At 53.0% G+C, this 20,955-nt stretch carries 19 protein-coding genes; 6 read left to right on the top strand and 13 right to left on the bottom strand.

Annotated elements, in window-relative coordinates; genetic code table 11:
• The first annotated feature begins 39 nt into the window (after positions 1-39).
• The 3 genes from acs to actP all read left to right on the top strand — a co-directional run bounded on the left by acs (position 40) and on the right by actP (position 4,141).
• A complete protein-coding gene (acs, locus tag KCG39_RS20520) occupies positions 40-1,998 on the top strand; it encodes an acetate--CoA ligase (protein WP_004127873.1) in 1,959 nt (652 codons plus the stop codon).
• A 182-nt stretch (positions 1,999-2,180) separates the two neighbouring features.
• Entirely contained in the window at positions 2,181-2,495 is a 315-nt protein-coding gene (locus KCG39_RS20515; protein ID WP_004127871.1) for a DUF485 domain-containing protein, read from the top strand.
• Positions 2,492-4,141, top strand: a complete 1,650-nt coding sequence (gene actP / locus KCG39_RS20510; RefSeq protein WP_004127868.1) for a cation/acetate symporter ActP — start codon at positions 2,492-2,494, stop codon at positions 4,139-4,141. The genes KCG39_RS20515 and actP overlap by 4 nt, the downstream gene beginning before the upstream one ends.
• Positions 4,142-4,179: 38 nt before the next feature.
• Here the strand turns inward: actP and KCG39_RS20505 are convergent, their stop codons facing one another.
• The 7 genes from KCG39_RS20505 to KCG39_RS20475 form a co-directional block, all read right to left on the bottom strand.
• The gene (locus KCG39_RS20505; RefSeq protein WP_004127865.1) at positions 4,180-5,277 is read right to left on the bottom strand and encodes a type 1 fimbrial protein; all 1,098 of its coding nucleotides are present in this window, start codon (positions 5,275-5,277) and stop codon (positions 4,180-4,182) included.
• Positions 5,278-5,299: 22 nt separating this feature from the next.
• Positions 5,300-5,866, bottom strand: coding sequence for a fimbrial protein (locus tag KCG39_RS20500; RefSeq protein ID WP_004127861.1), 567 nt, complete (start codon positions 5,864-5,866; stop codon positions 5,300-5,302).
• A 44-nt stretch (positions 5,867-5,910) separates the two neighbouring features.
• On the bottom strand, positions 5,911-8,499 hold the full coding sequence (locus tag KCG39_RS20495) for a fimbria/pilus outer membrane usher protein (protein WP_139528971.1): 2,589 nt from the start codon (positions 8,497-8,499) through the stop codon (positions 5,911-5,913).
• A complete protein-coding gene (locus KCG39_RS20490; RefSeq protein WP_004127856.1) occupies positions 8,453-9,139 on the bottom strand; it encodes a fimbrial assembly chaperone in 687 nt (228 codons plus the stop codon). Before KCG39_RS20490 ends, KCG39_RS20495 begins: the two co-directional genes overlap by 47 nt.
• 60 nt (positions 9,140-9,199) lie before the next feature.
• On the bottom strand, positions 9,200-9,739 hold the full coding sequence (locus KCG39_RS20485) for a fimbrial protein (protein ID WP_004127854.1): 540 nt from the start codon (positions 9,737-9,739) through the stop codon (positions 9,200-9,202).
• A gap of 590 nt (positions 9,740-10,329) precedes the next feature.
• Entirely contained in the window at positions 10,330-11,019 is a 690-nt protein-coding gene (locus KCG39_RS20480) for an LrgB family protein (RefSeq protein WP_004127853.1), read from the bottom strand.
• Positions 11,012-11,422 carry a CidA/LrgA family protein gene (locus tag KCG39_RS20475; RefSeq protein ID WP_004127852.1) on the bottom strand — a complete coding sequence of 137 codons (411 nt, stop codon included), beginning with the start codon at positions 11,420-11,422 and terminating at the stop codon, positions 11,012-11,014. Before KCG39_RS20475 ends, KCG39_RS20480 begins: the two co-directional genes overlap by 8 nt.
• 103 nt (positions 11,423-11,525) lie before the next feature.
• Here KCG39_RS20475 and KCG39_RS20470 point away from each other — a divergent pair, with 103 nt between their 5' ends.
• Complete coding sequence (locus KCG39_RS20470; RefSeq protein ID WP_004127851.1) at positions 11,526-12,407, top strand: LysR family transcriptional regulator; 882 nt, start codon at positions 11,526-11,528, stop codon at positions 12,405-12,407.
• A gap of 45 nt (positions 12,408-12,452) precedes the next feature.
• On the opposite strand, the gene KCG39_RS20465 is transcribed toward KCG39_RS20470, so the two are convergent.
• The 4 genes from KCG39_RS20465 to soxR all read right to left on the bottom strand — a co-directional run bounded on the left by KCG39_RS20465 (position 12,453) and on the right by soxR (position 17,369).
• Positions 12,453-14,099 (bottom strand): Na+/H+ antiporter, encoded by a 1,647-nt coding sequence (locus tag KCG39_RS20465; protein WP_004127849.1) that lies wholly within the window; start codon positions 14,097-14,099, stop codon positions 12,453-12,455.
• 146 nt (positions 14,100-14,245) lie between these two features.
• A complete protein-coding gene (locus KCG39_RS20460) occupies positions 14,246-15,595 on the bottom strand; it encodes an NCS2 family permease (protein WP_004127847.1) in 1,350 nt (449 codons plus the stop codon).
• 388 nt (positions 15,596-15,983) lie between these two features.
• The gene (locus KCG39_RS20455) at positions 15,984-16,652 is read right to left on the bottom strand and encodes a glutathione S-transferase family protein (RefSeq protein ID WP_142468480.1); all 669 of its coding nucleotides are present in this window, start codon (positions 16,650-16,652) and stop codon (positions 15,984-15,986) included.
• Positions 16,653-16,910: 258 nt separating this feature from the next.
• On the bottom strand, positions 16,911-17,369 hold the full coding sequence (gene soxR, locus KCG39_RS20450) for a redox-sensitive transcriptional activator SoxR (RefSeq protein WP_004097815.1): 459 nt from the start codon (positions 17,367-17,369) through the stop codon (positions 16,911-16,913).
• An 84-nt stretch (positions 17,370-17,453) separates the two neighbouring features.
• Between soxR and soxS the strand changes: the two genes are divergently transcribed.
• Positions 17,454-17,783 carry a superoxide response transcriptional regulator SoxS gene (gene soxS / locus KCG39_RS20445; protein ID WP_004097813.1) on the top strand — a complete coding sequence of 110 codons (330 nt, stop codon included), beginning with the start codon at positions 17,454-17,456 and terminating at the stop codon, positions 17,781-17,783.
• Here the strand turns inward: soxS and KCG39_RS20440 are convergent.
• The gene (locus tag KCG39_RS20440) at positions 17,768-19,372 is read right to left on the bottom strand and encodes an EAL domain-containing protein (RefSeq protein ID WP_004127839.1); all 1,605 of its coding nucleotides are present in this window, start codon (positions 19,370-19,372) and stop codon (positions 17,768-17,770) included. The genes soxS and KCG39_RS20440 overlap by 16 nt on opposite strands.
• Before the next feature lie 544 nt (positions 19,373-19,916).
• Between KCG39_RS20440 and KCG39_RS20435 the strand changes: the two genes are divergently transcribed.
• Entirely contained in the window at positions 19,917-20,198 is a 282-nt protein-coding gene (locus tag KCG39_RS20435) for a YjcB family protein (protein WP_004097808.1), read from the top strand.
• 146 nt (positions 20,199-20,344) lie between these two features.
• Here KCG39_RS20435 and iraM read toward each other — a convergent pair whose 3' ends face one another.
• Positions 20,345-20,734, bottom strand: coding sequence for an anti-adapter protein IraM (iraM, locus tag KCG39_RS20430; protein ID WP_211811450.1), 390 nt, complete (start codon positions 20,732-20,734; stop codon positions 20,345-20,347).
• Between the last annotated feature and the right edge of the window lie 221 nt (positions 20,735-20,955).

Below are 20,955 nucleotides of genomic sequence, written 5' to 3'. Positions count from 1 at the left end.
TTTGACATATATTTAACAACCTACAGGAGAAAAAAAGCCATGAGCCAAATACATAAACACCCTATTCCCGCTACTATTGCGGAACGTTGCCTGATTAACCCGGAACAGTACCAGGCGCAGTATCAACAGTCCGTCACCGACCCTGATGCCTTCTGGGGCGAACAGGGCAAAATCCTTGACTGGATGAAACCCTACACGCGCGTGAAAAATACCTCATTCGCGCCAGGCAATATTTCGATTAAATGGTACGAAGACGGCACGCTGAACCTCGCCGCTAACTGCCTCGATCGCCATCTGGCGGAGCGCGGCGACCAGACGGCCATCATCTGGGAGGGCGATGACGCCAGCCAGAGCAAAAACATCACTTATCGCGAGCTACACCGCGATGTCTGCCGCTTCGCCAACGTCCTGCTCGATCTCGGCATCAAAAAGGGCGATGTGGTCGCTATCTATATGCCGATGGTGCCGGAAGCGGCGGTGGCCATGCTGGCCTGTGCCCGCATCGGCGCTATCCATTCGGTGATTTTCGGTGGCTTCTCGCCGGAAGCGGTCGCCGGACGAATCATCGATTCAAACTCCCGTCTGGTGATCACCGCTGATGAAGGATTGCGCGCCGGTCGCGCGATCCCCCTTAAGAAGAACGTCGATGACGCGTTGAAGAATCCGAACGTCAAAAGTATCGAAAACGTGGTGGTGCTCAAGCGTACCGGCGGCAAAATCGACTGGCAGGAGGGGCGCGACCAGTGGTGGAGCGATCTGATTGAGAAAGCCAGCGTGGAACACCAGCCTGAAGAGATGAACGCCGAAGATCCGCTGTTCATCCTTTATACCTCCGGTTCCACCGGTAAGCCAAAAGGCGTGCTGCACACCACCGGCGGCTACCTGGTCTATGCGGCTTCGACCTTTAAATACGTGTTCGACTACCATCCGGGCGACATCTACTGGTGCACCGCCGACGTCGGCTGGGTCACCGGCCACAGCTACCTGCTGTACGGCCCGCTGGCCTGCGGCGCAACGACGCTGATGTTCGAAGGCGTACCGAACTGGCCGACCCCGGCGCGCATGTGCCAGGTGGTGGATAAGCATCAGGTCAACATTCTCTATACCGCTCCTACGGCGATCCGCGCGCTGATGGCGGAAGGCGATAAGGCCATCGAAGGCACCGACCGCTCTTCCCTGCGCATACTCGGCTCCGTCGGCGAACCGATTAACCCGGAAGCCTGGGAGTGGTACTGGAAGAAAATCGGCAACGAGAAGTGCCCTGTGATGGACACCTGGTGGCAGACCGAAACTGGCGGCTTTATGATCACCCCGCTGCCCGGCGCCATCGAGCTGAAGGCCGGCTCGGCCACGCGTCCCTTCTTCGGTGTCCAGCCGGTGCTGGTCGATAACGAAGGCACACCGCTGGAAGGCGCGACCGAGGGTAACCTGGCGATCGCCGACTCCTGGCCGGGCCAGGCGCGCACGCTGTTTGGCGACCACGAACGCTTCGAACAGACCTACTTCTCCACCTTTAAAAATATGTACTTCAGCGGCGACGGTGCGCGCCGTGACGAAGATGGCTACTACTGGATCACCGGCCGCGTCGATGACGTGCTCAACGTTTCCGGCCACCGTCTGGGGACCGCTGAAATTGAATCGGCGCTGGTGTCGCATCCGAAAATCGCCGAAGCGGCGGTGGTCGGCATTCCGCATAATATTAAGGGCCAGGCCATCTACGCCTACGTGACCCTCAACCATGGCGAGGAACCAACGCCGGAGCTCTACGCCGAGGTACGCAACTGGGTTCGTAAAGAGATTGGTCCGCTGGCGACGCCGGACGTGCTGCACTGGACCGATTCCTTGCCGAAAACCCGTTCGGGCAAAATCATGCGCCGTATTCTGCGCAAAATTGCCGCGGGCGATACCAGTAACCTCGGCGATACCTCAACGCTTGCCGATCCGGGCGTGGTGGAGAAACTGCTCGAAGAGAAGCAGGCCATCACGATGCCATCGTAAACCAACCGATCCCCTACACCCTCTCCTCTTCGGGGGAGAGGATATAAATACCTACTCCCGAAGGATTTCAGGTAGCAGGAAAGCGGTAAACAGGCGGATTCCCGACAGTTAACTGCCGGGCGGATGAGTGTTGCCGACGACCGGCGCGTGAATGACAAAAGGGAACCTCTGGAGACGCTACGATGAACGATCAGATTTGTCAGCGGATAGAAAATAGTGCGCATTTTAAGGAACTTGTTGCAGCCCGGCAAAGGTTTGCCGCCATCCTGTCACTGATTATGCTGGTGATTTATGTGGGCTTTATTCTGCTTATCGCCTTCGCCCCCGGCTGGCTGGGCACGCCGCTGCATGCGGGCACCAGCGTCACCCGGGGTATTCCGATTGGTATCGGCGTGATCGTTATCTCTTTCGTATTAACCGGAATATACGTCTGGCGGGCAAATGGTGAATTTGATCGGCTGACGAAGAGCATTCTCAGCGAGGTTAAAGCATCATGAAGAAAGTCCTGACGGCGCTCGCCGCCACGCTCCCTTTTACCGCCAATGCCGCGGATGCTATTACCGGCGCGGTACAGCGCCAGCCGACTAACTGGCAGGCGATTATCATGTTCCTGATATTCGTCGCCCTGACGCTCTATATCACCTGGTGGGCGTCAAAACGCGTACGTTCGCGCAGCGATTACTACACCGCGGGCGGCAATATCACCGGTTTCCAGAACGGGCTGGCGATTGCCGGCGACTTTATGTCTGCGGCCTCGTTCCTCGGCATTTCCGCGCTGGTTTACACCTCCGGCTACGATGGGTTGATCTACTCGCTCGGCTTCCTCGTCGGCTGGCCGATTATTTTATTCCTGATCGCCGAACGCCTGCGTAACCTCGGGCGCTATACGTTTGCCGACGTGGCGTCCTATCGTCTTAAACAGGGGCCGATTCGCACCCTCTCCGCCTGCGGTTCGCTAGTAGTAGTGGCGCTCTATCTGATCGCCCAGATGGTCGGCGCAGGTAAGCTTATCCAACTGCTGTTTGGCCTCAACTACCACATTGCGGTCGTCCTGGTCGGCGTGCTGATGGTGCTTTACGTCCTCTTCGGCGGCATGCTCGCCACTACCTGGGTGCAGATTATCAAAGCGGTCCTGCTGCTGTTCGGCGCCAGCTTTATGGCCTTTATGGTGATGAAGCACGTCGGCTTCAGCTTCAATAATCTGTTCACCGAAGCGATGGCGGTCCACCCGAAAGGCGCGGCGATTATGAGCCCAGGCGGGCTGGTGAAAGACCCGATATCAGCGCTATCGCTCGGTCTCGGGCTGATGTTCGGTACTGCGGGCCTGCCGCATATTCTGATGCGTTTCTTCACCGTGAGCGACGCCAAAGAAGCGCGTAAGAGCGTGTTTTACGCCACCGGCTTTATGGGCTACTTCTATATTCTGACCTTTATCATCGGTTTCGGCGCCATCATGCTGGTGGGGGCGAATCCGGCGTTCAAAGATGCGGCCGGGCAGCTTATCGGCGGCAACAACATGGCAGCGGTGCATCTGGCGGACGCGGTCGGCGGCAATCTGTTCCTCGGCTTTATCTCGGCCGTCGCCTTCGCTACCATTCTGGCGGTGGTGGCCGGTTTGACGCTGGCGGGCGCTTCGGCGGTCTCTCACGACCTGTACGCGAACGTGTTCCGTAAAGGCGCGACCGAACGTCAGGAACTGAAGGTGTCGAAGATTACCGTGCTGATCCTTGGCGTAGTGGCGATTCTACTTGGCATCCTGTTCGAGAATCAGAACATCGCCTTTATGGTCGGTCTCGCATTCTCCATCGCCGCCAGCTGTAACTTCCCGATTATCCTGCTGTCGATGTACTGGTCGAAGCTGACCACCCGCGGGGCGATGATTGGCGGCTGGCTGGGTCTGCTGACCGCGGTGATTCTGATGATCCTCGGCCCGACTATCTGGGTACAGATCCTCGGCCACGAAAAGGCGGTATTCCCATATGAATATCCGGCGCTGTTCTCTATCGCCATTGCCTTTGTCGGTATCTGGTTCTTCTCCGCCACCGATAGCTCAGAAGAAGGATTGCGCGAGCGCGAGCGGTTCCGCGCCCAGTTTATCCGTTCGCAGACCGGTATCGGTATTGAGAAGGGTCAGGCGCATTAATTATCATTCGTACCCCGGCCTGGCGACCGGGGTATATTTTATTGATAAATAAAGGTTATCGTGCCACTTGCATTTGCATTTCCTGGTGTTACTTTCGATCCGGTTTTGTAATAGTTCGTCGTAAACGTCAACGCATTGGATGCCGCCGCCCCGCCGGGGTTATCGGGATCGGTGAATATCAGATAGCTGGCATCCGCGCCGGGATTAGTTACCGTTGTTCTGTTGTAAGGATAGACCCGGTAGTTGGTATTCAGGGATAACGGAGCGCCGTCGATATTCAATTGGACGCCAACGCCGGTCGCCACGTTGTTACCAGGGGTGAGCGCTATCACGCTATTGTCCGGGCTATCGCCATCTGTTTCAGTCGCGTTAATACGCATCGTTACTCTTGTACCGGGTTCACAGGACAAGATAAGCGTTTGCTCAGCAAACCCAGCCTTGTTCGAGAGATTAAAGACGTTTGTGCTGATTGAGCCCATGGGGAAATTGAGGGCGGTAGAACCTACCGTGCACCCCATCGGGGTTAGCTGAATTTTTGTCGAACCCGTCACGTGCAACTGCGAAAGAACCATCGTTCCGTCAAGGTCGAGAATCGAAACCCTGGAAATCGGATCGGCTAGCGTCAGCGTGCTATTACTGGCGATAGTCCCTCCCGTAGCGACAAGCTGCACCTGGTACGTTGGCGCATAATGTGTGCTCGCCTTGTCATCGCCATAGCCGTTTGGTTTTCCCAGATACAGGTCCGCATCACCGATATAGTGAACATTGTAGTCAGCATTAAAATCATCTTTATCACCAGCATATTCACCTGTGATGTTTAACCAGACTTTAACTCTGATACCGACGCCCTGTACTGAAGTTGAGTAGATATTATCGCCAACTAACGTGCCCGCATTCTCCGAATTCCATACAAACTGTGCATATAACCACCCGCGACAATCTGTAACAGATGTATCTGGATGAGTGAGCTGCCCGGAATCATACAGAATGGTGCCCGCCGAATAGCTTCCGGCATTAACCAGTATCTGCGGGGGTAAATTGGTCAACGCGATATCACCCAAATTTGCGCCAGATTGACATGCCCAGCTGTAAGCCGGTAACAAACAGGTCAGCAATAATAAAATAAACGTCTTCATTCCTCTCCCTCGCGTGAATAGTTCACCTATAGGCCACATTAAAAGTGACCGTATAAGCGACACTTCCCCTCGTAGCTCGTCCATTCGGCGTATACATTCTGGCGTTCATATTAAAAACATGCTCAGAACCCTCAATGAAAGCATAGGTATAGCTGTCATTTGGCCCCAGGACCTTTTGATCCCCCGCGCTTAACAGCTGAAGCCCGACGTCCTTAGCGCCATAAATGTTCTCACTCTCATAAATATCGGTATAGGTACTGCTAAATGAGGTACCGCTAAACGTTAGCGTTACGGAAGCCGTTCCAAGAGAGCAATTATCAAAGGCAATGGCAACGATCTTCGCAGCGCTACTCGCACCTGGTTTTCCGCTCAGACTTTGATAGGACACTGTTCCCAGATCGATAGTACTGGAGGGCTTTATCGACACCTCGCATACGGGCTCTTCAATCTTACCGGTGACATTGAAATTAACAGTACTATTCGCATCATAGGCCCCGGCAGGTCTTGCGAAAATAGATACAAACCCAATGCTAATAATGAATAACAAGCGCGATTTCATTAATGACCGGCAATTATTTCCTTCCATCATTTCCATCCTGGGTATATGAATTAAAGCCATTATCCTGTTATTCATCATTGGCAATCCGCTGCATAAAAAACGATATCATCCACTGACTGATTAGAGGACAAATCATAATTGAGATAACACTGGCTATTTTTCGTATCACCCCATTTCACAAATAGCCGGCCTTTTTTGGGTAACCCGGTCAAATAGGCTTGCCCGGCATCGCCCACAATTGAACTACGGCGCTCTTTATCATTCAGATTTTCATCATCTAGCGTCACCACAGCGCCAAAAGGCACCGCTTTGTTTTTGTAGCTTATGGTGATCATGGCCTTATAGCCGATCCAGGTATCGTATTTGACTTTAACAACCGCATTACGCGTCGGTACTACTGTTTTGACAATATTATCAATTTCCGCACCAGAGACCTGCTGCTCATCAAGAGAGAGATTGTTTTCATGGTAAGGTCGTACAAAAGGCACAACGGCGTATCCGAAAGCATCGGTCGTAATATTCGTCTGCCCGCGCACTGCCACATCGCTAACGCCAGGCGCTTCGACCAGCGCCACGCTCTCACCCAGATAGCGAGAAAGGGTTACCCCGCCGGAATGGGCAACCATCCCACCGCGCAACGAGTAGTTGTAGTGCGAGCTATAGCTGTCATATCCGTATCCGGCGGCGACTTCGCCTCGTGAACCCTGATAGTTCAGATTGACATTTCCCGAGGTGCCTTTGTCGCTGGCGTTGTAGCCTTCCTGCACGTTCCAGCTCAGGGAACGGTCCGCAAAAGCAGAACCGCTCAGCCCCAGATTATGGGTCGTGTCGCCCGTCCGGCTGCTGTTCAGGTTGTAGTTAGCCGATATATCCGCGCCAAAAGGCATGCTCACCGTAAGCGAAATCATATTATCACTGGTCGGAGAGCTATCGCTGTTCTGGCTTGCGCTCTGCACATTTCGGCTATAGGAGTAGTTAATGAAATAGGAAACGCGGCCCAGAGTATTGCTATAGCTCACCCCCAGCGACTCCATACGTGAATTATCCCAATAAGATTCACTGACCAGCGAGAGGGAGAGAGAACCGAACCCGGAGAAAATCTGGGAAGCCGAAGCATCAAAACGATCTTTAGTCCGCCCCGTTGATGAACAGCACCCGCTATGAGCATTCGCCCTATCAATGAAATTCTGCAGAGAATAATAGCCATGGGTCGAATAACGATATCCGGCAACGGAGAAGTTGGTACCCGTCTGCGGAATATCTTTACTAAAGCGCACGCGATAAGATTGCCCTTCGCTGGATGACGTTCGATCCGCTGTGGAATTGTCTTTGATATCCGCCCAGGACTGAGATGCATCCAGAGAGAGCGCGCCGATAGTGCCAAGGTTAAGTCCGGCGCCCAGCAAAACATTACTGTATTTGTCTTCAAGCTGCTGAAAACCGCCATATAGCGTGACGTTGCTCGATGCCCCCCAGGCAAGGTTATATTGCAGGAAGTTGTATTCCTTTCCACCGGAGCTCCCCGAGCGGGTTTTACCGCCGCTAAGAGCGTAATCTACCTGGCCCTCGCGCTGCAAAATCGCCAGCGAAGCGAAAGGCACCACAAAGCTCTGTTCACTGCCATCGGACTCTTTCACCGTCACATACAGATCGCCCGCGCTGCCGGTTGGATAAAGATCGTTTATCTCAAACGCGCCGGGAGAGACCGTGGTTTTATAGATGCTGTATCCATTCTGATAAACCGTCACATCGGCGGTCGAGCGGGCGATGCCTTTAATGACCGGCGCAAAGCCATTCATACTGTCCGGCAGCATCTCTTTATCTGAATTCAGCTGTAGCCCGGTGAAGCTAATGCTGTCGAACACGCTTGATGAAGTATAGGTTTGACCTACGATCAGCTGGCCTTTCAGGGCGTGGATGTCTCGCGCAATATAGCTGTAGACCGAGTCCCACTGGTTGCCGTTATCATCATGGTTAAGAGTGCTGTAATTACGTAAGCGCCACGGCCCGATGTTTAAGCCTGGCTGCAGGCTAACAAACTGGCTCGACGTCGCTTCCCCGCCGTGCCGCGGGTCGGTTTTTTGCCCGGAGAGATTATAGTTAAGCAGCCCCGCGGTAATGCCCTGCTGCCATCGGTTTTCAGGAACATATCCCCGCGGGTGATGCATCACCGCGACCTGAGGCACGTTAAAATCAACGCGCTGTTGCGAAAGTAATACCGTGGTTCCCCATCCGGGGATCGCGGATAGCCTGGCGCAGCTGGAGCCCGCGACCGCGAGCTCGGGGTAATTTTCCGTTTTAATTGACCACTCTTTCAGATGCGCGACGCTGATACAAGGTGAAGAATCGTCATGATTTTCATCCTGTTGCTTGAAACTGACCGATTCGGAAGTGACAAATTCGTTGTTAATATAAACATCAAGATTATATTCGCCTGGAGGTACGGTTTCCTGGGAGATATAGCTTAAGTCGACCGACGTTGTACCGGTTTCATTGACCTCCAGCAGGTGAGGATTGAAATACTCACCGGCGAGAGTAGATAGCGGAACTGTGGCAAAGCAGGAAATAATGGCAACATAGCCACTCTTCAACAGGAATGTAAAATTCTGTCCAACGTTATTGAATGATGGCGGTGTATTTTGGTCCCGGCATTCCATAATCATTGATCACGCTCCATGTGATTTTCTTTTTCCCTGGTGAAGATGTATTTGCAAGCGGTATTTTTATTGTTGAGAACGGAGCTACAAACCATGCTTCAGGGACTGACTTACCATTAACTGTTATTTCTGAAAAATTCATATATAGCGGCGAGGCGTTTTTTACTTTAATTTCTCGACCTTCAGTAGACCACTGCAGCTTTTCGGCAAAATTTTCCGGAATGGCATTTTTTAATGCCGCCGGGCGAAAAATAAGTTTAATCCGCGAGTTAATGGCAAACTGCACCATATTTTTGTCCGGGGCGCTATCCATAGCGGGAATGCCTTTAATATTTAGCCAAAACATTGACTCTCGCTCCTCGGGCAGCGGTTTACCTGAGCGAAGAATGCGCACAAACCCTTTTTCTCCCGCCTTCAGGCGAAATAGCGGAGGGGTTGTAATAAAGGAATCTTTTGCCGGTGATGCTTCATCCACAACAGCGATCCACGACTGGACAATATTTGTAACGTTATCCTTATTTTGCACAGATACCGTCGCCGCCTTTTGCGTACCGTCGAATATCACTCGCGTCCCGCCAACCACCACACTGGCCTGCGCGACGGATATGCAGGAAAAAAAACACATCAAATAAGCTAATTTATTCATGGTAGAGTCCAGTGAGGGAAAGCTCAAGGCTTTCCCTATATCTATTTATATAATGCTTAATTAATAATAGGTGACATTATAAGTTACTGTTGTCTGCACCGGCCCTTTTGTTGGATCAGCGGCACCCGACTTAGCCATTTTAACGATAAACGGAATGGTAGCCTCGCCAGAAGAAATATCGACATCTGAACCTTCAGTATTGTTCTTCTGTACGACCCCGGCATTATCAAAAATAGCTATTGCGACATTAGCGGCTGGAGACACTGGAGCCTGGTTTTTAAAATAATCGCTATTAAATGTATCTGCTTCACCACCAAAAGTAATTCTGGCTTTTGTCAGAGCCCCCTCTTCACCGGTAGGGCAATTGCTCAAAGTGAAAGAGAAGTTCTTGGCCGCGCTATAGGTATTATCTTTTAAATCTGCTACCGAAACAGTGCCCATTTCAATGGAGTTGGCGCCATTGTTGATATTGGCTGTACAAGTGGTATCTGAGACCGTACCGGTAAAAGTAATTGTATTCGCTGCTTGAGCCATGGTCACCAGAGAGCAGCCAGCAGATAAGGTTAATATTTTGGCAAGTGTTTTGGCTTTTAATTTCATTGGTATTCCCCTGTATATTAAGATTAACAATCAATCCATCAATTGTTTTATGGCATTTATTAGAGATTGAAATTAAATATCAACTTAAGATTTAAGCTGACTTGCAGCATGGGGAGTGAGTTGCCTGTATTTAATAATATCAGATCATAAATACAAGAGCTTTAATTCCACATGAATCCATTCAATAATAAAAGCTCACGTAACTAAGGTAACTAAAATCGAGATTATTCTCAACCACAGTTTATGAATTATCTTAATTAAGAAGTCACATTATATAAAACATTAAAGCATACACATGAAAAATATTTAAATAAAATCATAGCATTAAAAACAAAACATATTCACACCATCTATTGCTTCACACATTTATATTGATATTAAAAATTAAAAACACTAAAATCAGAAATAATTACTTACAATTAAGCGCGAATAAATAAGGACATTCTCTAATAAATTCGTCGCATTGCCCTTTCAATTCTGATAATTAACGCCTACTCATATATATAAAATGACTAATTATATGAATATTAAGAGGAGTTAGATATATACTTCCGCACTAATAAAAAAACGCATTGTGTAAAAAGCAATATTTAGAACATCACCCAACGCACCAGCGGCGCGGCCAGCACCATCACCACCCCGGATAGCATCATTACCAGGCTGGCGACCACGCCCTCCTGCGGGCCAAGCTCGTAGGATCGTGCGGTACCGGCGCCGTGCGATGCGGCGCCAAACCCGGCCCCCTTTGCCATTCCTTCGCGAATAGAAAGGCGCAGAAACAGTACATCACCTACCGCCATACCGAATACCCCGGTCACCACCACAAACAGGGCGACTAAGTCTGGCTGACCGCCCAGCGGTTTGGCTGCCGCCAGCGCAAAGGGCGTGGTCACCGAGCGTACCGCCAGGCTGCGCTGGATCTCATCAGGTAAAGTCAGTAATCGCGCCAGCCACACCGAGCTGGTCACTGCGACAACCGACGCGGTAGTGACGCCGGCAGTCAGCGACATCCAGTGGCGCTTAATGATCGCCAGGTTGTCATACACCGGCACGGCAAAAGCGATCGTCGCCGGACCCAGCAGCCACAGTAGCCAGTGGGTCTCCCCCATGTAGCGTTGATAGGATATATGGCCAACCACCAGAATCATGACCAACAGAATCGGGGTAAATACTAGCGGCATCAGCGGAAGTTTATGGAAGCGACGGTAAAGCCGCTTGTTGGCAAAATAGAGTCCCAGCGTGACCAGAAGGCACAGAACGCTTAGCTGAAAATCACTCATGTTTCATCCTGCTGACTTCATAGTGATACACTTTATCAACCACCCACGCCGTTGCGCCCAGTACCATGGTGGTACTCAGGCCAATGACCAGAAAGATGCGCCAGCCATCGACCATTAGCAGCTGCGCGTAGTTGACGACCGCCACCACCGCCGGCACGAAAAATAGCAGCATCTCTGCCAGCAGCCAGCGGGCGCCGGCCCGTACCCAGTTTAGGGGGATAATGCGGCAAACAATCAGCGCCAGCAGCAGCAGCATGCCGACCAGATTCGCCGGAAGCGGCAGGTGCAGCCAATTGACTAAATATTCAGAGCAGACGAACAGTCCGGCGTAAATCAGTACCTGAACCGGTACCTGAAGACGTTGCATGACGAAGGGCGTCACGCGTGCTGGCGCGAAGGCCATGAGCGGTATTCCTGAAAAAGAAGACAGGCGTGCAGTATAGAGAGCCGCCCGGCCTGGCAGAAATGAATTAAAATCATCGCAGGTATAGTCTCAGGGAATAATCATGGATATCCGAACGCTGCGTTATTTTGTCGAAGTGGTTCGCCAACAAAGCTTTACCCGCGCGGCGGAGAAACTGTTCGTCACGCAGCCCACCATCAGCAAAATGCTTAAAAATCTGGAAGATGAGCTGAACTGTACGCTGCTGATCCGCGATGGGCGCAAGCTGCTGCTGACCGATACCGGACGCGTGGTTTTCGAGCGCGGGCAGGCCATTCTTGGCGAATTTCATCAACTGGAGTCGGAGCTGAGCGATATTAATCATCTGCACAAAGGCGTACTGCGCCTCGGGATCCCGCCGATGGTCGGCATGCTGATGGCCGAGCCGATTAGCCGCTTCCGCCAGCGCTATGCGGGCATTGAGCTGAAAATCGCCGAGTTTGGCGGGTTGACCGTGCAGCAGGCGGTAAGCAATGGCGAACTGGATCTGGCCATGACGGCGCTTCCCGTTGATGAGGCCAGCGGCCTGACGACGCTATCTCTGTTCAGCCATCCGCTCTGCGTACTGACGCCGAGAACGGCGCAGTGGGAGAGCATCGCGTCATTATCGCCGCGGGCGCTCGCAGCGTATCCGCTGGTAATTTACAACGAGGATTTCGCCCTCAGCCAGCAGCTGATGCGGCTTTTTGCTCAGCATGAGGTTAAGCCGCGCATCGCCGTACGCAGCGGACAGTGGGATTTTCTGGCCGCCATGGTGCAGGCAGGAATTGGCGTCGCGATTTTGCCGGAACCGATTTGCCAGCGTCTCGACCCACAGAGCTTTTGCTGGATCCCCTTGCAGAGCGACCTGCGCTGGGAGCTGGGGATGATTTGGCGGGAAGGGGTGTATATGTCGCACAGCGCGCGCGCGTGGCTGGCGTGCAGTAAGGCGTTCTGGCTGAAGTAAGTCCCCGGGTCGCGGCGTAAACGCCTGACCCGGGGAACAACCGCGTTACTGGTCTTCGATAAGCAGCGCTTCCAGCAGGTCGAGGTCATGCAGCAGCTTCTGCAGCGTCTCGTTACTAATCTGCCGGGTGGCGCGCAGGTGGTACAGCTCACCGCGTTCTGAGCGCAGCGCCGCCAGACGGAACCGCCGTTCGAGGCTCTCTTCCAGCATTGAGGTCTCAACATCGTTGCGCCCATCGACGCGACGACGCAGGTTACCGATGACCCGCGAACTGACCTCGGTCAGCAGCTGATTATCGATATTCTCTTTGGTATCCGCAGCCAGGCGCTCCTCCATTTTCTGAATCGCGACAATCGCCACATCCGCGGTTGCCGCCCGCGCCAGACGCTCCTCTTTGCGCTGCTGGACATGATCGCTCGACTCGATATGCCGCAGCAGAATCGGCAGCACAATCACGCCGACGAACAGCGAGAACAGAATTACCCCTGCGGCCAGGAACACCAGCTCATAGCGCGCCGGGAAGACGTTGCCGTCCGGCAGCAGTAGAGGAATCGACAGTACACCGGCAAGGGTAATCGCCCCGCGGACACCAGCGACGGAGGAGATCAGCAGCTCGCGCGTGGTCCAGGAGCCAAACTCCATCGGTTTCTTTTTCAGGAAACGCTGGCTGAGTTTGCGCATCGTCCACAGCCAGCCAAAACGCACCAGCATCAGGGCGGCATAAATCAGGATGATATCGGTAAACAGCATCCAGGTTTCGACGTTGGGATCCGCTTCCGCGGCCACCAGAGAAGTTGAGAGAATATCCGGTAGCTGCAGGCCCAACAGCAGGAAGACCATGCCGTTAAACACAAACTCCAGCATCGCCCAGGTGCTGTTGGCGCGCAGGCGCATCGCCAGCGGCGCGCTGCGCATCACCCCGGAACGCGTGATAGTCATCCCCGCCGCGACCGCCGCCAGGATCCCGGAAAAGCCGATATGCTCGGCGATCAGGTAAGAAGCGAATGGCAGCAGGAACAGCAGCACAATTTGCGTTGCCGGTTCATCGCCGCCCCAGCGGCTGAGGAAGCGCATCGAGCGCCCGTACAGCCAGCTGACCACGAAGCCCGCGAGAATACCGCCGACCGCCACCTTGAAAAACTCCACCGTCGCGCCGCCTACGGTAAAGACCATGGTGCCCATCGCCACCGCAACGGCAAACTTCAGGGAGACCAGGCCGGAGGCATCGTTCATCAGCGCCTCGCCCTGCAAAATCCCCATAATTTTTTTCGGGATGCGCCCTTCGCCAACAATCCCGGATAGCGCCACGGCATCCGTTGGCGACAGGACCGCCGCCAGAGCAAAAGCCGGAATCAGTGGAATACCCGGAACGATCCAGTAGATGAGGTAGCCAATACCAACCACCGTCACCACCACCAGCGCTAGCGCCAGACCAAAAATTTCTCGCCCATGCTCAATGAATTCGCGGGTCGGCGTCTTCCAGCCGTCGGCAAAAAGCAGCGGCGGAATGAACAGAACCAGAAAGAGTTCAGGGTCGAATTCAACGTGCAGTCCGAAAGTAGGCCAGGCCAACAGCGCGCCGATGCCGATTTGGATTAAGGGGAGTGGAACCTGAAAGGGCAGTACGCGTGTAACCACCCCGGAGAGAGAGACCACGAGGGTCATGATGAGTATGGTAAAAAATATTTCCATGTGTTCCCTGTTTGCTGCGTTTCTTTTTTTACATCTGAGGCGTCATGTCTCGGCATAATACGCTACTCAGATTAACGCAAAAGGAAACAGGATGTGGCTTAAAAATTAAGCGGGCGGCCAAAGCCGCCCGTTGTTAGCAGAAAAAGTTAAATCGCCCAACCGCCGGCATAGAAGATAACCAGCGCCGCGGCGATGATCACCGTACCCAGGTTAAGCTTACGCCATTCACCAGACACCAGACGTCCAATCACCAGCGTCGCAAAGCCGATCATGATACCGGTCACGATGTTGCAGGTCAGCACGATAAAGACCGCGGTAATCAGGCCCGCCATCGCGTCGACGAAGTCGTTGAAATCGATTTTCGCCACGTTGCTCAGCATCAGCAGGCCGACGTACATCAGCGCCGGAGCGGTGGCATATGCCGGAACCAGATAGGAGAGCGGCGAGAGGAACAGGATCAGCAGGAACAGCACGCCGACGGTCACTGCTGTCAGGCCGGTTTTACCACCCGCCGCCGTACCGGCAGCCGATTCGATATACACCGCCGCCGGCGCCGCGCCCACCAGGCCGGAGAAAACGCTGCTCAGGGAGTCGGTGGTCAGCGCTTTGCCGCCGTTAATAATCTGCCCGTCTTTATCCAGCAGGTTCGCCTGACCGGCCACCGCGCGGATGGTACCGGTGGCGTCAAACACCGCGGTCATCACCAGCGCAAGCACGCTTGGCAACACGACCGGATTCAGCGCCCCCACGATATCCAGACTACCGATCAGCGAGTTGCCTTTATCGTCGCTCAGCGACGGCATGGCGAAAATCCCGGAGAAGTGGACGTTAGGATCGAAAATCAGGCCGATAATCGAGACGCCGATAATCGTCAGCAGGATACCGCCCGGCACTTTCAGTTTTTCAAGGCCGATAATCACCGCCAGCCCGACCAGCGACATAATCACCGGGAAGCTGTCAAAATGCCCCAGCGCCACCGGCAGACCATCCAGCGGGTTTTTGATCACCAGGCCTACGCCATTGGCGGCAATCAGCAGCAGGAACAGGCCGATACCAATCCCGGTGCCGTGCGCCACGCCCTGCGGCAGGTTACGCAGGATCCAGCTACGAATACCGGTTGCGGAAATCACCGTAAACAACACGCCCATCAGAAAGACCGCGCCCAGCGCGACCGGAATGCTGATCTGCTGACCCAGCACCAGGCTGAAGGCGGTAAACGCGGTCAGCGAGATGGCGCAGCCAATCGCCAGCGGCAGGTTCGCCCACAGGCCCATCACCAGAGAGCCGACGCCGGCAACCAGGCAGGTGGAGACAAATACCGCTGCCGGCGGGAAACCCGCTTTACCAAGCATACCTGGCACCACGATGACGGAATAGACCATCGCCAGAAAGGTGGTAAGACCGGCAACGATTTCCTGACGCACGGTGCTGCCGCGAGCAGAAATTTTAAACCAGGCGTCTAATGAACCGCCGTTACGCGCAGAAGGCGTAGACATAGAAAACTTCCCCTGAGAATTTTTATCGTTCGTCTGGATGCGTGGTGGACCATCCACTGCCAGTTAAACGCGATCTCCTTGTGCTACATCGCAGCGCCAGGGGCTGTGAAAAGCAAACGTTTAACTCCGCGCATCCAATACGGTGTGAAGAATGACTTTGCTCCCCCCTGTCAGCAGAGGAAATGATGAGCAAAATAAAAAGGCAAACGATTATCCAGCCTTTAGACGGGCCTTTTCAACTGAAGTTTGTCGTATTTCGCTAAATTTCGCTTATGACGTTCAGGAAATAACCAGCCGATGCGCAAACGTTATCGTCCATGCGCAATCCGGTAACATTTTTGTATTGCGCTGATAGCAATTTTCGCTGGTCATCGGCTTTAGTAATAGTTTACTCGCCGGGTAAGGTAAATGGTCCCCCGCGCGCAATCGCCTTCTGCCAGGCCGGACGCTGCTCTACGCGCTGAACCCACTGCGTCAGATGCGGTAAATCATCCACGCCGCCGCGCGCCAGCAGCGCCATCGCCGGAAAGCTCATCTGAATATCGGCCATACTTAAATCCGCGCCGGCAAACCAGCGCTGGCGGGAAAGATGCGCCTCAATAAAACGGGCATGGGTTTCCACCTGGCGGTTAAGCCACGCCTTTTGCACCCCTTTGCCCAACGCATTGCCCAGCGTGCGCATGCCAAACGGCACTGGGGGTTTACCCAGGCTGGCAAATACCAGCTTCATCAGCAGCAGGGGCATTAGCGAACCCTCGGCGTAGTGCAGCCAAAAACGATATTGCAGCTTATCTTCCACCGACTCAGGCTTTAAGCGCCGGGCGCTATCATAGGTTTCCTGTAAATACTCCAGAATGGCGCCGGATTCCGCCAAAATATGGCTGTTATCCTCTACAACTGGTGATTTGCCCAGCGGATGAACGCTTTTTAATTCCGCCGGGGCGAGCATATTCTTTCCCCGCTGATAAGAGACAACCTGATAAGGCAGCTGCAGCTCTTCCAGCGCCCATAATACGCGCTGCGATCGTGACTGATTGAGATGATGTACCGTTAACATGGGCCTCTCCCGCTGTTTGTTCAAATTAACTATAGGAACAGGCGGCGAATGACGGGAATTTTTCGGCAAACGGAAGAGGCAAATTCAGAGAAAAGAGCCACACTTAAAGTGTCGGCGCAAACCGGAACCTCCATCAAAGATTGCGCAATACTGAGGTGAGCCGACGTCGGGGGAAACCCTCCTGCGTACCAGCGGGATAGTGCGAAAGACCAAGACCGGAAAACAACTAAAGCGCCCTGTTGTGGCGCTTTAGTTTTTTTAGTCATCTTCCAGCAATCGCGCGCCGGTCCCCTCTTCACCCAGCTTATCGCCGGGGTTACGTAACGGGCAATCGCGGCGCGAAAGACAGCCGCAGCCAATGCAACCATCGAGCTGATCGCGCAGCGCGGTCAGGGTATGGATGCGTCGGTCTAGCTCTTCCCGCCACTGGGACGACAGCATCTTCCACTCTTTGGCGCTGAGGTTATGCCCTTCCGGCAGCACGCCGAACGCGTCGCCGATGGTTGCCAGCGGAATACCAATACGTTGCGCAATCTTAATGATCGCCACCGCGCGCAGGACGTCGCGCCGGTAGCGCCGCTGATTACCCGCGTTGCGCTGGCTGTGGATCAGCCCTTTGCTTTCATAAAAGTGCAGCGCGGAGACGGCCACGCCGGTTCGTTTTGCCACTTCGCCGGGCGTCAGCAGCATTTTGATGCGGGGTGATTTCTTTTCCATAAAGCGCTTTACCTCAAGTTAACTTGAGGAATTATACTCGCCCGCAGACAAAACGACGAATCGAGAATTGAGAGAGGCCGCTTTATGTCCCATCAGGATATTATCCAAACGCTTATTGAATGGATTGATGAACATATCGATCAACCACTTAACATTGATATAGTCGCCAGAAAATCGGGATACTCGAAATGGTATCTGCAGCGGATGTTCCGCGCCGTGATGCATCAAACGCTGGGAGATTACATTCGCCAGCGCCGCCTGCTGCTCGCCGCGGAAGCGCTAAGAACCACCCAGCGTCCTATTTTTGATATCGCGATGGATCTCGGCTACGTGTCGCAGCAGACTTTCTCGCGGGTGTTCCGCCGCGAATTTGACCGTACGCCTACCGCCTATCGCCATCAAATTTCGGCCTGATAAGGCTGCTGATAAGGGCAGAGGCTGATGCGGTCATTCGCCAGCCACTGCATGAACTCCTGCGGTGGCATCGCTTTCGCAAAGTGCCATCCCTGGCAGTATTGCACGCCGCGCTTTTGGAGCCATGCGACCTGCCCTGCCGTTTCGACGCCTTCAGCCACGATTTTTAAGCGCAGGCTGTTCGCCATCTGGATAATATGCTCAGCAATCATGTGGCTGGTGCTGTTGCTCGTCAGCATGTCGACAAAAGATTTATCAATCTTGAGGACATCGACGTTGAGCGCATGGAGGTTGTTCAGGTTGGAGTACCCGGTACCGAAATCATCAATGGCGATTTCATATCCCGCCTCGCGGAACGCCTGAATCACCGGCGTCGTTTTCGCCACGTCGATAAACCCGCGTTCGGTCACTTCAATTTTAATTTGTTCCGCCTTGACCGCGTAGCGGCGGAGCTTCTCGTTGATGTTCTCAATCAGGCGAGCGGAATGGAAATCGGAAGCGGAAAGGTTAATCGCTACGTACAGATGCGGCTGCCGTGCCAGAAACTCGCCAAGATCGGCAAAAACCTCTTCTATCACATAATCGGTGACCTGCGCGATCATCCCTTCGTTTTCCGCCAGTGGAATAAACTCCGCCGGGCTCATCACCGGGCCATCAAAGCCCGGCCAGCGCAATAATGCTTCGGTGCCGACGCAGCGGTTATTTTTAATATCGATAACCGGCTGATAGTGCAGGCACAGCTGGCGCCGGCTCAACGCCCGCTGCAGCATCTTGCGCGGAGAGTGGTACTGCTGCCGGGTGCGCGACCACACCAGTAAAAGCAATACGCTGCAAATCAGCCCCAGCGGTAACGTCAACGTGACTTGGTTATAAAAATTCTGAAAATAGCTGACGCGCGAGGTCGACATAATAACGGCTATCGGGCGAACGCTGGAATGAGCGATGGTATAAACGCGACCATCCTGATGAAATAAAGCCTCTTCAGCACGAATCAGACGATGCAGCTCAGCGGGATCGGCATTCTTGCTGACGGAAAAAAACTGCCGGGTTTTAGTGTCGAAAACGCCCCAGGCGAGGTTGCGGTCGCTGGTTATCAACGCGCTATATGAAAGCGGATTCACCACCACCACATAGTTACCGCGCTGCATATAGTTCATCGCGTAGTCTGGGTAGAAAGGCGTTTCGCGGTAGTAGTAAATCGCGATATCCGGCTTTTTGGTATAGGTTGCGGCCGGAATCCGCCACCCCGTCGGGCGGCGTACCGAGGTGGAGCAGAAAAAATGGGTGCCGTTGGCGTAGATTAAATCGTCGATATAGAGCAGACCGCGAACAATCCCGAGCAGATATTGCTGATGTTGCGGTGAACATATCTCTCCCTGATACAAACGGGCTTTATCCCGCGCTTCGTCGGCCTCATGAATCACTAACTCCGTTTTTTGCAACGCCAGCCGAGAAAACAACCGCAGCTGATCGCCGGTTTCCGCTTTGGCGCGTATCTGCGCAAACCACAACGCCAGCAGCACCGGTAGCAGAATGACTAACACGATGCCAAATATTCTCAACGCCTTACGTGGCGCGCTATGATTCATTTCCGCTTCTTATCCATGCGATACGCCTTAATCAAGGTGAGCTGCCCCGACGACTCTGCTTACTGTGATATGAATTAGGGCATCTCAGCAACACATGCTTTGACGTAAAAACCTCATGACGATGAATTATGAATAATACTGGCTTATAGAAGTCTGGAGAAACATTCTCAACAGAATGAGATTAGCTCCACTATGTTATTCGGTTTATCCGTATAATTAGCCGGAATAAGTAATAAAATCCGTAGAACATAAACCTATATAAAAAAGAAAAGTCGCCGGGAATCACTTATAATCGGCCTTCACGCTGAAAGAACAATCCTCCCCCTCGCCATTAACCACATCATTAGAATGGTTATAAGGCGCAATAAAAGACCTTTTTTAGGCTGGTCAATAAAAGAACAAGTGTGATATAGTTCACATTAGTTAATGAAACAAAAACGTTGTTTCATTACATTCTTGTTTGCCTGAAGATGACCAGAAGACCGTACCATCGTCAGTCTCACCCGGTTGTCAAAGGCTGCCAAATTTCGTTGAGGATAGGTTGATGGCTTCCATTACTACCAGTGTCGTACTTTTGCGCTGGCCGCTCGTGAGCGCAGTGCTGATGTTTCTGGCCAGCTCGTTAAACATTCAGCTACGTAAAAGCGATTATGCCGGTTTAGCGGTGATTTGTAGCTGTATGGGCCTGGCTGCGGCCTGCTGGTTCGCCACCGGTCTGTTAGGTATCACGCTGCTGGACGTGGCGAAAATCTGGGGTAATATCAAGGACGTGATGATTGAAGTCATGAGTCAGACCCCGCCGGAATGGCCGATGATGATGACCTGATGTCCGCCCGCCCTGGCCGGGCGCCGGTGCACCTGACCGGGCAGTCACTCCCTGGCCTGGACAGGTGCGCAGCAATTTCCCCCTCTGCGACAGCATAAATATATCACCGGCATAAACCGCAGCCATGGCAACATAGCCGCCAGGTTTTAGCGCATCCGCTGACCGACGTCGCGCCGTCCGGAAGCCTGCTCTGGCGCTCCGCGAGAAAAATCGTTCGGGCAGCGCTTTATCGCGCAGTGCGCCTGGTAAGCACAGGACGTCGCCGCCGTGGCGGTAGACTGGTAGGGACAGGAGGGCCGCTCACGTAATTTATCCCATTGCGTCTCGTCGTATCGCGTAACGTTATAAACCCTTATCGCGTGATACTGCTCGTTAATTAACACGCCAGACGAATAGAGCTTCATCGACTCTCCCGGCAGCAACAAAATGTCAGCTTCATACCAAAGAATAAATTTTAAAAAACGCAGGCTGGAAATCGAAGAGAAAGCCACGCCGGAATACGGGCACACAAGCGTATTATGAATAGTCCATTTCATTTTTTATCCTTGCAGGCATTGCTGATAAATGACTCTATATATTGATAGCATCCATCATTGCTACCCGCAAGGTTGTCGCCGAATAATTTGATATTAGACAATTCTCAACATTACTGATACTCAATAAGGCTTACCATGAATATGGCGATCTAATAATGAATGATTAGCCATAATAGCCAAAAACAATGCGCGCAGGCCTATACATAAATTAAAACATACTG

Source organism: Klebsiella pasteurii, from assembly GCF_018139045.1.
Lineage (GTDB): Bacteria > Pseudomonadota > Gammaproteobacteria > Enterobacterales > Enterobacteriaceae > Klebsiella > Klebsiella grimontii.
Note: the sequence above shows the minus strand (reverse complement) of the source record. Positions and strands in the feature narration are given on the sequence as shown.